The organism is Alteromonas sp. Cnat3-28, assembly GCF_022348265.1.
Lineage (GTDB): Bacteria > Pseudomonadota > Gammaproteobacteria > Enterobacterales > Alteromonadaceae > Alteromonas > Alteromonas macleodii.
On sequence record NZ_JAKREY010000002.1, the window covers coordinates 402102 to 415662 of the forward strand.

11 protein-coding genes are annotated in these 13561 nt (G+C 44.3%); 4 read left to right on the plus strand and 7 right to left on the minus strand.

Features of this window, described 5'->3' with window-relative positions; translation table 11 throughout:
• Positions 1-7: 7 nt before the first annotated feature.
• Positions 8-2086 carry a glycine--tRNA ligase subunit beta gene (gene glyS, locus MHM87_RS03915; RefSeq protein WP_239257817.1) on the minus strand — a complete coding sequence of 693 codons (2079 nt, stop codon included), beginning with the start codon at positions 2084-2086 and terminating at the stop codon, positions 8-10.
• Positions 2087-2088: 2 nt separating this feature from the next.
• On the minus strand, positions 2089-2994 hold the full coding sequence (gene glyQ, locus MHM87_RS03920) for a glycine--tRNA ligase subunit alpha (protein ID WP_014947716.1): 906 nt from the start codon (positions 2992-2994) through the stop codon (positions 2089-2091).
• A gap of 146 nt (positions 2995-3140) precedes the next feature.
• Between glyQ and MHM87_RS03925 the strand changes: the two genes are divergently transcribed.
• Positions 3141-3749 carry a DNA-3-methyladenine glycosylase I gene (locus MHM87_RS03925; protein WP_110289607.1) on the plus strand — a complete coding sequence of 203 codons (609 nt, stop codon included), beginning with the start codon at positions 3141-3143 and terminating at the stop codon, positions 3747-3749.
• 112 nt (positions 3750-3861) lie between these two features.
• Here MHM87_RS03925 and MHM87_RS03930 read toward each other — a convergent pair whose 3' ends face one another.
• From MHM87_RS03930 to MHM87_RS03945, 4 genes are all read right to left on the minus strand, one after another.
• Positions 3862-4323 carry a DUF2489 domain-containing protein gene (locus MHM87_RS03930; RefSeq protein ID WP_239257818.1) on the minus strand — a complete coding sequence of 154 codons (462 nt, stop codon included), beginning with the start codon at positions 4321-4323 and terminating at the stop codon, positions 3862-3864.
• Between the two features lie 19 nt (positions 4324-4342).
• Positions 4343-4846, minus strand: a complete 504-nt coding sequence (yihI, locus tag MHM87_RS03935) for a Der GTPase-activating protein YihI (RefSeq protein WP_014947719.1) — start codon at positions 4844-4846, stop codon at positions 4343-4345.
• Positions 4847-4973: 127 nt separating this feature from the next.
• Complete coding sequence (locus MHM87_RS03940) at positions 4974-5675, minus strand: class I SAM-dependent methyltransferase (protein WP_239257826.1); 702 nt, start codon at positions 5673-5675, stop codon at positions 4974-4976.
• A gap of 300 nt (positions 5676-5975) precedes the next feature.
• Positions 5976-6599: a c-type cytochrome gene (locus MHM87_RS03945; RefSeq protein ID WP_239257819.1), complete on the minus strand. Its 624-nt coding sequence runs from the start codon at positions 6597-6599 to the stop codon at positions 5976-5978.
• Between the two features lie 174 nt (positions 6600-6773).
• Here MHM87_RS03945 and yihA point away from each other — a divergent pair, with 174 nt between their 5' ends.
• Positions 6774-7409: a ribosome biogenesis GTP-binding protein YihA/YsxC gene (yihA, locus tag MHM87_RS03950; protein WP_014947722.1), complete on the plus strand. Its 636-nt coding sequence runs from the start codon at positions 6774-6776 to the stop codon at positions 7407-7409.
• Between the two features lie 414 nt (positions 7410-7823).
• Here the strand turns inward: yihA and polA are convergent, their stop codons facing one another.
• Positions 7824-10616, minus strand: coding sequence for a DNA polymerase I (polA, locus tag MHM87_RS03955; RefSeq protein ID WP_239257820.1), 2793 nt, complete (start codon positions 10614-10616; stop codon positions 7824-7826).
• 421 nt (positions 10617-11037) lie between these two features.
• On the opposite strand from polA, the gene elbB reads away from it, so the two are divergent.
• The gene (gene elbB / locus MHM87_RS03960; protein ID WP_239257821.1) at positions 11038-11691 is read left to right on the plus strand and encodes an isoprenoid biosynthesis glyoxalase ElbB; all 654 of its coding nucleotides are present in this window, start codon (positions 11038-11040) and stop codon (positions 11689-11691) included.
• A gap of 266 nt (positions 11692-11957) precedes the next feature.
• Positions 11958-13409 (plus strand): TrkH family potassium uptake protein, encoded by a 1452-nt coding sequence (locus MHM87_RS03965; RefSeq protein ID WP_014947725.1) that lies wholly within the window; start codon positions 11958-11960, stop codon positions 13407-13409.
• The last annotated feature ends 152 nt before the right edge of the window (positions 13410-13561 follow it).

Below are 13561 nucleotides of genomic sequence, written 5' to 3' on the forward strand. Positions count from 1 at the left end.
TACTAGCCTACGACTTCGCGAGAATAGATATATCTGCGGTAGTAAGGAAAAGTTGCCTTAAAAGCGACAGTAAAGCAAGTCGGTTATTTTTAACCGCTTCGTCATCAGCCATAACCATTACGTTATCGAAGAAGTTATCGATTACATTACGTAAGGTTGCAAGCGCAGTAAGAATACGCGTGTAGTCCTGTGAAGGAACAGCAATATCAACTTCTTCCTGTGCGGCTTTCAGCTCAACGTAAAGCGCTTTTTCAGCTTCTTCGGCTAACAGTGACTCATCAATATTCACTGTGTCTGTTACTTCAACGTTCTGCTTAGCAAGGATGTTTGCAACACGCTTGTTAGCGGCAGCTAGCGCTTCGGCTTCTTCCAATGCTCTGAACTTATCTACTGCATGAACTCGGGCTAAGTAGTCAGCTGGCTTAGTAGGGCGACGAGCAGCAACTGCCTGAATAACGTCAATGGCGATAGCTTGATCTTGTAGGAGCGCAGTAAATCGACCCAATACGAAATCAACAACCTGAGATTGTGTTTCAGCATTTGTTAACTTATCGCCATACACATCGATAGCTTTGCTTACTAGCGTTTCAAGATCTAGCGGCAGTGACAGCTCAGTGACAATACGTAGTACACCGATAGCTGCACGACGAAGCGCAAATGGGTCTTTATCACCCTTAGGTAACTGGCCAATACCAAAAATACCCACAAGAGTATCTAGTTTGTCAGCAAGCGCGACCGACGCGCTAACGCCTGAACTAGGAAGTGCGTCACCAGCAAAACGCGGCATGTATTGTTCATACAGTGCTTCTGCAACAGGCGCATCTTCACCGTCGTTTAGCGCATAGTATTTACCCATAACACCTTGAACGTCAGGGAACTCCATAACCATGTTCGACATCAAGTCGGTTTTAGCTAGAAGACCTGCTCGTGCAGCTTGTGTTTCATTCGCATCTATTTGCGACGCGATAAACGCCGATAGGGCAGATATACGCTCAGACTTTTCTTTTAGCGTACCAAGCTGTTTTTGGAACAACACGGTTTCTAAGCTTTCAAGGCGGCTTTCTAATGTCGTCTTTTTATCGCTGTTAAAGAAGAACTCAGCGTCTGCAAGACGAGGGCGGATAACCTTTTCATTGCCAGAAATAACTTGAGACGCATCGCGACTTTCGATATTCGTTACGAATAAGAAAGTGTTTGAAAGTGCACCATCGCTATCTAGCAGCGGCACATATTTTTGGTCGTCTTTCATGGTATAGATAAGTGCTTCTTTCGGTACTGCTAAGAAAGCCTCATCAAACCCAGCTTGAAGTACAACCGGCCACTCTACAAGTGACGCGATTTCTTCTAGTAAGTCTTCATTATAGTCTGGCTTAAGCGACAAGCTTTGCGCTGCGTCTTCAAGCTGCTGACGCACTTTATCTTTACGCGCCTCAAAATCTGCCAGCACATATTGTTGCTCTAAGGCAGAGGCGTAATTGTCAGCATGATCCAGTTCAAAGCGACCTTCGCCGTGGAATCGGTGACCCTGAACAACGCGGCCGCTTGTTAGGCCCAATACAGAAACGTTAACCACTTCGCTTCCGTAAAGCACGCAAAGGGTGTGAACCGGGCGTATAAACTGAGTGTTGTAATTACCCCAACGCATTGGCTTTGGAATAGGTAGCTTGCTTACCGCTTGGTTTATCAGCCCTTCTAGAAGCTCTGCAACTAATTGCCCTGGAACGTGGGCTTTATGAAGTAACCACTCTCCTTTGTCAGTTACAAGGCGTTCTGCGTCAGCAACGTCAATGCCGTTACCGCGAGCCCAACCTTGTGCTGCTTTAGTGGGATTACCGTCGGCGTCAAATGCAGCTGATACTGCTGGGCCGCGTTTCTCTACTACTTTGTCAGCCTGACCTTCAGCAAGACCTGAAACATAAACGGCTAAGCGGCGAGGGGCTGCAAACCAGCTGACTGAATCAAAGCTTAAGTCAGCTTGCGTAAGCGCAGCTTCAAACTGCGTGGCGAAGGCTTCACCTAAAGACTTAAGCGCTTTTGGTGGGAGTTCTTCAGTACCTAATTCAACTAAACAATTTTCTGTACGCACGCTTATGCCTCCTTGTTACATAGTGGGAAGCCAAGTGCTTCACGTGCTTGGTAATAGCTTTCTGCACACGCTTTGGCTAGCGTTCGAACGCGAAGAATATAGCGCTGGCGTTCAGTCACTGAGATAGCATGACGAGCATCAAGCAAGTTAAATGCGTGTGACGCTTTCATAACCTGCTCATAGGCAGGAAGTGGAAGGTTGTTTTCGATAAGCTTTTTGCTTTCTGCTTCACATTCGTCGAAGGTTCTAAATAAGGCTTCAACGTTGGCGTGTTCGAAGTTATACGTCGATTGTTCTACTTCGTTTTGATGGAACACATCGCCATAGGTCACTTTGCCCATAGGGCCGTCAGTCCAAACCAGGTCGTAGATACTATCTACACCTTGAACGTACATGGCGAGTCGCTCTAAGCCGTAGGTAATTTCGCCGGTAACAGGCTTACATTCTAGACCGCCTACCTGCTGGAAGTACGTAAACTGAGTTACTTCCATGCCGTTTAGCCACACTTCCCAACCTAGACCCCATGCACCAAGCGTGGGTGATTCCCAGTTGTCTTCTACGAAGCGAATGTCATGAACCAGCGGATCGAATCCTAACTCTTTCAAAGAGCCCAAGTACAACTCCTGAATATTGTCAGGTGAAGGCTTAAGCATTACTTGAAACTGATAGTAATGTTGTAAGCGGTTTGGGTTCTCACCGTAACGACCATCGGTTGGTCTACGGCACGGTTGAACATAGGCGCTACTCATTGGCTCTGGACCTAAAGAACGTAGGAACGTCATAGGGTGAAAAGTACCGGCACCCACTTCCATATCCAGAGGCTGAATAATAACGCAGCCCTGACGCGCCCAATAATCTTGAAGCGCAAGGATCAACCCTTGAAAGGTCTTAATATCGTATTTCTGCATACATCCGCTGCTTATTAGTTATCTGACTTAAAATAAAGGTGGGATAGTATACAATTTGTGAGGCATAGTATGTAGGTGTAAAGGGTGAAAAAACGTCACGAATACAGCCAATATGCCACTTCACAACAAGGATTTAATCTTAAGCCATGCCCAATCAAACAAAAATAGAAAAAAATACGCCTTTGCATCGCTGCGGTTGGGTAAGCAGCGATCCTATTTATTTAGCGTATCATGATAACGAATGGGGTGTACCCGAGCTAGATAGTCGCGCGTTGTTTGCTAAGTTATGCCTCGATGGACAACAGGCTGGTTTATCTTGGCTGACCATTTTGAAAAAACAGCAGAATTTTGAACAGGCATTCTATCAGTTCGACCCTGAGAAAATTTCGAAGATGGGCTCCGCTGATGTCGACAGGCTGATGCAGGACAGCGGCATAATCAGAAACAAGCTCAAAATAGAGTCGGTTATCAAAAATGCCAAGGGTTTTTTAGCTATCGAAGCGTCGCAGCCATTCAGTGATTTTATTTGGCAATTTACAGATGGACGTACGGTCATTAATGCGTGGGAAGACTTCAGGCAAGCACCCACATCAACCGATGCGTCTAAAGCAATGTCAAAAGCACTTAAAAAGCACGGATTTAATTTCGTAGGTGAAACGATTTGCTATGCTTTTATGCAAGCTGTGGGTATGGTCAATGACCACGAAGTTGGGTGTCATTGCTACGAACGTACCTGCGAGCTCGCGATAAAGTGACATAGGCAAAGGTAACCGGGTTAAAAAAATGGCCGACTACATACTGTACTCGGCCATTTTCGATATTGATTGCATCAGTTTTTATCTTTTAAATCAGCGTCGCGCTTACTCGTTATTTAGTGGCTACGAGTGTCTCACAATACGCCTTCAGCGGTGGTAATTCGTCCAATACCTTAGATTCGTACTCCGATTCAATCTGCTCGCGAGCGATATCTTGCTTTCTTCGCTCATTCTTAGGTAGCTGTTGCCTTGCTTCTAAAATTGCAAAACCGCTTACCTCTGTGAATAGTGCATGAATGTTGGGATACTGCGCTTTAAAATCAGGCGGAGTACTTATTGGAAGCGCGTTAAGCAAGTTCACGATGCGAATTACGCCTTCTGACAAATCACATTGCTGCTGCTCCATCGCCTTAGCTATTACTATAATACTGTCGGTTATAGTGGCTACGCGCGACTGCCTTGCCGCTTCTTGTCGCTCTTTTTGTTGTTTTAACATAAACAGCAGTTTGCCTGCGTAAAAACCTAGCGCAAGAATAATTAGTAGCGCGATGCCTAAAAGTACTGCCCAAAGCATGACTCTTTCCCGTTTTTTATTAGTGCTTAAAGTCGTCGATATTAATAGCGTCTAAATCATTAAACGGATCCATATCGTCGTCTTCATCATCCTCTTCTACTATTCCTAATAGGTCACAAAGAATGCGGTGGCGTGCCATCTTCTCGTCGACATAAGCTTGTTGCTCACGGGTAAGCGGTTTATCGTCGTCAAGTTTGTCGAGTAAATCTGACAAGCGTTGATCTGCTTCAAGCGCTGCCAGTTCTTGGGCTGGTGTGGCGTACTTTTTCTTTTGAGCAGGGGTGGGCGTCACTGCTTTTACAAGCTGAATAGGCTTTTTACTGCCGTGGCGCGGATCTTTATTCTCAGCACTCTTTTTGCCCGTCACTTTTTTCTGTTCAACATTGTGGCGATTACCAGCGGGCTTACCTTTATGCTTTTTAGGGCGAGGCGAGTCTGATTTACGGTTTTCGCTTGGTTTAAAGTCAGGATCTTTACGAACGCCGATTAGGCCGACTTTACGTGATTTCTTTGAACGTGCCATAATTTCCAAATAACAAAGAGAGTGAAAAAACAGCGCTATTATAGCGCGAATTAGTGTCTACGTATTGATCTTTGGGTATGCAGTGCAAAATCAATACGGGGAACATAAAGTATTACGGGAATTTGTTTCAGCGCTTTCTCAATAGAACGACATCGCTGGCAGGAAAAGTGACATCATAGCCATCTCGTTGTGCCAAATATTGAAAGGTTGCTTCGCTGAAAAAGCTAACGTGGGTGACGTCGTTTTTATAGTGCCAATTTGCAAACCTGGCTTTATCAAGTGCGCGCTTGGTCATGATCGCAAGAACGCCACCAGAAGCTACAAGTTTGTTAAATAGCGCCCATTCCACATGAGGGGCGTGAAAGTGTTCTATAGCCTCTGTACATGTCACTACGTCATAGCTTTGCTCAAGTACCGATAAGTTGTGTGCATAGAAGGGATCGTACATATTCATCCTAACGCCTTCTTCTTCCAGCATACTTGCTAAAACAGGCGCAGGGCCACAGCCAAAGTCTAGTCCTCGGAGTTCATCAAATTTCATGTCTTTTATAAAAGGTGTAAGTGGCGTTAAAACCTTTCCTAAAAACTTTCGATACCCTTCGTCTTCAAAGCTATTCTCGTGAAGGTCATATTCCTGCTTTTCTACTTCTTTAGATGGTAAGAATTCAGGAGAAACATAAACGAGTTTGCATTGATTACATTGAAGGTAATCGCGCTTTTTATCTGAGTGATAGTGAGATGGCGCGTTAGCGCTTTTGCATAAAGGACAGTACATAGGAAAGTGAACAATAATAAGGGGCTTAAAAAAGAAAAAGGTGATGGTTCTCACCATCACCTTACATTGTATGAGTGTCAGATGACACCTCTCCCGTTATACACTTCTATGTGTATCTTGCTTCCCTAGCCGTGCTCCCCTTATTTTTATTGTTAGCAGAGCTGTATTGTTGTTTTTGGCCCTCGTGGCTCTTTATCCCGTCTTCCATGCTGCATTTTTATTATTATTCTTGTTATTTAGCTTGTAGCTTTTCAAAGGCACCTACAAACTACGCCGTTAGATTACACGAATAATTTCAAAATACAACTTTTTCGGTAACATATTTTTAACAACAATGTGCAGAAACGGTAATGCTTAGTGTAAGCCCGCGATATAGTTGGATAAAATCTCAATATCTTCGTCGGTTAATTTCATCGCAATATCACGCATCATGCCATTCATGTCATTGTGACGTTGGCCTGAACGGAATGCTTTCAATTGAGCTGCAGTGTAAGTTGCATGTTGACCGCTGATATCAGGGAAACCTGCTAAGCCCATGCCGTTGCCCTTAGGACCGTGACACGCGATACATGCAGTTACGCCTCGAGACTCGTCGCCACCTTGGTACAATGCACGGCCAGCTTCAACGTATTGCTCTGGTGTTTCACCCGCCTTTGCCTCTTGGCTTGAGAAATAAGCGGCTAGGTCTTTCATGTCTTGCTCTGAAAGTGGGGCAGCCATGCCGTTCATCACAGCATTGTTACGACCTTCCTCGCCACCTGTTTGAGAGGCAAGTTTAAATTCGGTTAATTGCTTAACAATGTACTTCTCATGCTGGCCAGCAATCTTTGGGTTCATGTCAATCATGCTGTTGCCATCAGGGCCATGACAGGCTGCACATACTGCAGATTTCGCTTTACCTGCCTCGGCGTCGCCTTCTGCCATAGCAGTTGCGCTTAAACCTAAAGACATACATACCAACAAACACAGTTTTTTCATAATAAATCTCTTAAATGGATCCAACGGCTCGCGTGATATACGTGATATCATGCGTATTTTACACATTTAACGCGTCAGAAAAACCTATTCCATGATAAAACTATGGTTTTTAGTTGGTTTATTCATTAAAAAACTGTAAACCGAAGGTTGAGACGCATGTGGAGGTAAGTCTAGATGTCGTATTACACCAAAGCAAAATTCTTTACGAGCGCACCTGATATTCGTCATTTAAAGAATGATACCGGAATTGAAGTAGCGTTTGCGGGCCGCTCTAATGCGGGTAAATCGAGTGCACTTAACACGTTAACTCGTCAGAAGAACTTGGCAAGAACCAGTAAAACACCGGGTCGCACCCAATTGATCAACGTCTTTGAATTAGAAGAAGACTTACGCTTGGTTGATTTGCCAGGATATGGCTTTGCAAAAGTGCCAGTAGCCATGAAAAAGAAGTGGCAGGCGTCACTTGGTGAATATCTTCAAAAGCGCAAGTCCCTTAAAGGATTAGTCGTTTTAATGGATATTCGTCACCCCTTCAAAGATTTAGACCAAGATCTTATTCATTGGGCTGTAGCGTCAAATATTCCAGTACTGGCACTTCTCACTAAAGCCGACAAACTTAAAAGCGGTAAGCGAAAGGCACAGCTGTTAATGGCGCGTGAAGCTGCGATGGCATTTATGGGCGATGTAACGGTACAAACCTTTTCGTCATTAAACAAGCACGGGTTACCCGAATTAGAGCGTATTTTGGATACGTGGTTTGGCTTAGATAAACAAGACGAAACAGAAGAGTCTGATAGCGAAGTACAGTAGCGCAATTTACCCTACCGTTTGTGCTGATCTGACGTGCCCGATGGATAGGTATGATGGGGTGTTAGAAAAAAGAACGCCCCGCATAGAGCGAGGCGTAAACTGAGAGAAAACACATAAAAACCGTAGATATAGAGTCGTGATAAATAGAGAAGTTCAGAAAAATTAAAATAAAATTCGCTTTATTTTTTAAGTTATTGATATTGTTGGGTTATTTATTTCTGCAGATATAAAAAAACCCCGACAAAACTGTCGGGGTTAAAGCAAAGGTTTGAAAACAGCTTTCTCACCTCTGTACCCTACATGTGTAATATTACAACAAAGCACAGAAAAGGCAAGGGTGTTATGTAATTAAATTACCAAATTTAATGAATATAACGCGCCTTTTAATGTAAAAACTGTAATCTAATTACCAAACTAGTGCGCTTCATCCCAGTTTTCGCCCACACCAGCCTCAACAACCAGCGGAACATTTAGCGTAGCTGCGCTTTCCATAAGAGCAGTAATAGTAGAGACATAGGTTTCCACTTTGTCTTCTTTTATTTCAAAAACCAATTCATCGTGCACCTGCATCATCATTGTCACATCATCAGATGCATTTTTTCTAATCCAGTCATCAACTTTGATCATTGCCATCTTAATGATGTCCGCAGCCGTGCCTTGCATAGGTGCGTTTATCGCTGCGCGCTCTGCGCCTTTTCTACGTGCACCATTACTGGCTTTAATATCAGGCAAATAAAGTCTGCGACCAAATACGGTCTCTACATAACCTTTATCCTTGGCGCTCTCACGCGTTGAGTCCATATACTCAAGCACGCCTGGGTAGCGTTCGAAGTAAAGATCCATATATTTTTGTGCTTCATTACGTGGAATATTAAGTTGCTTCGACAACCCAAAGGCACTCATACCGTAAATTAAGCCAAAGTTAATCGCTTTTGCACTGCGACGCTGTTCAGTGGTTACTTCATCAAGTGGCACACCAAAAACTTCCGCAGCGGTTGCTTTATGAATATCTTTACCATGCGCAAAGGCATCTAACAGACCTTTATCGCCAGAAAGGTGCGCCATAATGCGCAGCTCAATTTGTGAGTAGTCGGCTGCGACGAGCTTATTTCCTTCTCTTGGTACAAATGCCTGACGCACGCGGCGACCTTCCTCATTTCGGATAGGGATGTTCTGTAAGTTAGGATCGGTAGAAGAGAGTCGTCCCGTGGCGGTTACTGCTTGGTGATAAGAAGTATGCACTCGACCCGTACGATGATTGATCATCTTAGGAAGTTTATCCGTGTAGGTATTCTTTAGCTTGGTTAGGCCACGGTATTCCATGATCTTCTTCGGCAACGGGTACTCAAGCGCAAGTTCTTGCAGTACGTCCTCAGAAGTAGACGGCGCCCCTTTAGGCGTTTTCTTTATGATCGGTAGCGACATTTTTTCGAACAAGACATGTTGAAGCTGTTTAGTAGAACCTAAGTTGAATGGCTCGCCAGCTTCCTCATGTACTTCACTTTCAAGCTCGGCAATCCGGGTGGCAAGATCCTGGCTTTGCTGACGCAGCCTTTGGCTGTCTATCAATACACCTTCCTGTTCCATACGAGAAAGTACACAGGCTAGGGGAACCTCAACATCTATCAATAGATTTTTAAGCTCAGGAATTTCTTTCAACTTCGTCCAAATAGCGTTGTGTAAGCGAAGTGTGATATCAGCATCTTCTGCGGCATAAGGCCCAGCTTCTTCAAGGCTAATTTGATTAAACGTTAGCTGCTTTGCGCCTTTACCCGCAATCTCTTCAAAGTGAATAGTTTTATGACCAAGGTAGGCTAGGGCAAGCGAGTCCATATCATGGCGCTGCGCAGTACTGTTGAGTACATAGCTTTCAAGCATGGTGTCAAAGCCGATGCCGTTTAAGGTAATGTCATAGTTCGCTAACACATTTTTGTCGTATTTTATGTGTTGACCTACTTTGATCACGGTGTCTGATTCTAAAATAGGCTTTAATGCGTCTAATACAAATTCCCGTGATAGCTGGGCGGGTGCATCTGGATAATCGTGAGCAACAGGCACATAAGCAGCTTCACCTTCCTCTATACAAAATGAAACGCCAACTAACTCCGCATCCATGTAGTTAAGGCTGGTTGTCTCGGTATCAAAAGCGATGAGTTCGGCTTTTTCTAGCTTCGCTACCCAAGCGTTAAAACGCGCCTCTTCAAGCACTGTCTCATACTTCGACTTATCTATCTCTACCGATTCACTTTGTTCGCTCTCTTCTGCGCTATCGCTCTTTTCTTCGTTGGTGTTTGCATTGGCACCAGAGGTATCTCCGCCGGCTACAAGCGCGCTTACTTCTGCATGCCAGCGTTTGAACTCGTATTCGGCAAACAGATCGCGAAGTTGTTCGTTATCGGCCTGACACGGCATTAACGTCTCAACGTCGTAGTCAAGGTCAAGATCGATGCTGATAGTAGCTAGGGTATAAGAAAGCCGAGCTTGCTCTTCGTATTCCTGCATTTTAGCCGCCATCGACTTACTGCCTCTAAACGACAGATCTGCAATTTTATCCAGGTTCTTATATATGTCGTCGATACCGCCAATACCGTTTAACAAGGCTTGAGCACTTTTATCACCTACACCAGGTACACCTGGGATGTTATCGACTTTATCGCCCTTAAGCGCAAGGAAGTCGATCACAAGCTCCGGTGGAATACCAAACTTCGTATTTACACCTTCGACATCCATCAGTTGGTTTGTCATGGTGTTGATTAAGGTGATATGTTCATTTACTAGTTGCGCCATGTCTTTATCGCCGGTGCTGATAAGGGTATCAATACCTTTTTCTGTGGCGTGTTTGGCTAACGTGCCAATCACGTCATCAGCTTCTACACCCGACTCAACAATAACAGGTAAACCCATTGCCTTAATGATGGCGTGCAACGGTTCGATTTGGCTTCTTAGCTCATCCGGCATCGGAGGACGGTTCGCTTTGTACTCTTTATAGATGTCATCGCGAAAGGTCTTGCCTTTAGCATCAAAAATCACCGCCATATGCGTCGGGTTGTATTGTTTGATCAAGCTTTTAAGCATGTTCACAACACCATAAATAGCACCGGTGTCTTGGCCTTTTGAGTTGGTTAATGGTGGTAAACCGTGAAAGGCACGAAAAAGATATGACGATCCATCGACAAGAATAAATGGAGGCTTTTTAGAATCAGGCATAGATGGCGATTTTCCAATAGAGAATATGAGCGCAAGGATGCCACAGGCTAGGGCAGATCGCCATATCATGAAGGAACATTAAGGTCGATAGCGGATCGCATTTCGCCTGTGGATAACTTTGTGATCTAAAATTTTGGGCACAGTGATCCGGATGATCTTTGTCAAGTTAAAGATCACCTTTCAAATCAAGAAAAATAAGGGAATGAGACTTAGGTGTGAAAACAGCGTACCTGCTACTTACCATTCCATTTTATGTGGATAACTTGGTGTACGTTTATTTTTGGTTTAACCAAGTTGGTCAAGTAATGTAGCATAACCATTAACAATGTATACACGTATTATTAAGAACTTTTTTTGAACAGTTGTGTGTTTAATAGCCAAATTTTGAATAAGTAGATGGCATAGCGTCTAGGAGGACAATATGAAACAAGTAGCCGTTATTTTAAGTGGTAGTGGTGTGTTTGACGGGGCTGAGTTACACGAAGCGGTATTGACACTTTTAGCCATTGAGCAAGAAGGCGCGTCTTACCAGTGTTTTGCTCCAGATGTAAACCAACTGCATGTAGTCAATCACTTAACCGGTGAGGTATCAGAAGGTGAAGCACGAAATGTGTTAGTAGAATCGGCCCGTATTGCCCGAGGTGATATAAAACCCGTGACTGAATGCGACGTAACTGCTTTTGACACACTTATTTTACCTGGTGGCTTTGGCGCTGCGAAGAACCTGTGCACGTTTGCTGTAGACGGTGAATATTGTACCTTTAACGAAGAGGTGCTGACAGTGTGCAAAGCCTTTGCACAAGCTAAAAAGCCCGCAGCGTATGCGTGTATTGCACCTGCGCTAGCAGCAAAAGTGTATGGCAACAAAACTAAACTGACCATTGGCAATGACGAAGCCACGGCTGGTGGGTTGAATGCATTAGGAGCAACGCATGTAGAGTGCCCGGTTGATGAGGTGGTTGTTGATAATGACGCAAAGCTTGTTACTACACCTGCGTATATGCTGGCGCAAAGCATTAGTGAAGCCAATGCGAGTATTACTAAAATGGTTAAAACCGTGCTTGCTATGAAATAAGAAACTAAAAAAATAAAAGTGGTTGGTTTTTTCCTAGTGAAAAGATCAGGTGCCTTTATGTGTAATTAGCCTAATGTAGTGGGGAGACAAAGGTTTCCCCTTGTTCATTATAGTCCTATAATCAAAACCCTATGCGTAACGTATAGGATTTCATCTACCTTGTTTCACGTAGATAGATTCGCTTTTTGAAACCATATCAAAAAGCACATTGTAACTAGGGCTCAGTAGTCCTTATGCGCACTATAAAAATAAAGGCATAACAAACAATGCACTACCGTGCCATCATACGAATACTTGGGTTATTAATTGCGCTTTTTAGCGTAACCATGATCCCACCCGCTATCGTGTCGTTGATTTATCAAGATGGCAGTGGCCTGCCTTTTATCCTCGCATTTATATTTTGTGTCATCGGCGGTATGGCATTGTGGTATCCCAACCGTCAGCAGAAAAATGACTTAAGAGCACGAGAAGGGTTTCTGATTGTTGCGCTGTTTTGGTCAGTACTAGCAAGCGTGGGGGCAATTCCACTTATCTTGCTAGAGCAACCAAGCATGACGGTAACCGATGCTTTCTTTGAGTCATTTTCTGGCCTGACTACCACTGGAGCTACGGTTATTGAGGGTATAGATTTTCTTCCTCACTCAGTACAGTTTTACCGTCAACAACTTCAGTGGTTAGGTGGCATGGGTATCATCGTACTCGCAGTTGCCATTTTACCTATCCTTGGAGTAGGGGGAATGCAGCTTTATCGGGCAGAAACTCCTGGCCCAGTTAAAGATAATAAAATGACTCCGCGTATTGCCGATACGGCAAAGCATTTGTGGTACATCTACCTATCCATAACCATTGCATGTGCCGGTGCATACTGGCTTGCGGGAATGAATGTTTTTGATGCGATTTGCCATTCTTTCTCAACGGTTGCTATTGGTGGCTTTTCGAACCACGACGCCAGCTTAGGCTATTTTAATAGTCCTATGGTAAACGTGGTGTGTACCGTGTTTTTGCTTATTGCTGCGTTAAACTTCTCATTACACTATGCGGCGGTGAGCTCTCGTTCGGTTAAAGGCTATTTTAACGATCCAGAGTTTAAGGCGTTTTTTATCATTCAAGCCTCACTCATCGGGATTTGTTTCCTAGTACTTACGCTATCAGGCTACTATAGCTCGGCAGAGCAGGCTTTAGACCAAGCTATGATCCAAGCGGTATCTATTAGTACCACTGCCGGGTTTGCAACCACTGATTTTTCAGTCTGGCCGGCATTCCTCCCTATTATGCTTATTTTTTCAAGCTTTATCGGCGGGTGCGCAAGTTCCACGGGTGGGGGCTTAAAAGTAGTACGCGTCTGCTTACTGTTTCTACAAGGCAAGCGTGAGGTTGATAGGCTAATTCACCCGAAAGCGGTATACAGCGTTAAGTTTGGCGACCGTGCCATGCCTGACAGAGTAGTAGAGGCCGTATGGGGGTTCTTTTCAGCTTATGCAGTGGTGTTTGTTATCATTATGATAGGCTTGATTGCCACGGGTTTAGATAACCTAAGCGCCTTTACTGCTACTGCGGCCATGCTGAATAACTTAGGTCCGGGATTGGGGAGCGTAGCGGCCAACTATGCTGATGTTACTGACGCAGGCAAATGGATACTGGTGATTGCCATGGTATTTGGGCGACTAGAGGTCTTCTCATTGCTGGTCTTGTTCTCACCAACGTTCTGGCGCAGTTAACAAATAAACCGGTAGTTTTGATACGATGACCCGTCCTAAGATAGGTTGACAGTTTTTAGGCCAGCTCCAGTAGCTGGCCTTTTTGTTTGTGCACCTGATTAGGAGTTTTCATATCCAAACTAAGGTGCGGCCTCATTTCGTTGTAAATCTTA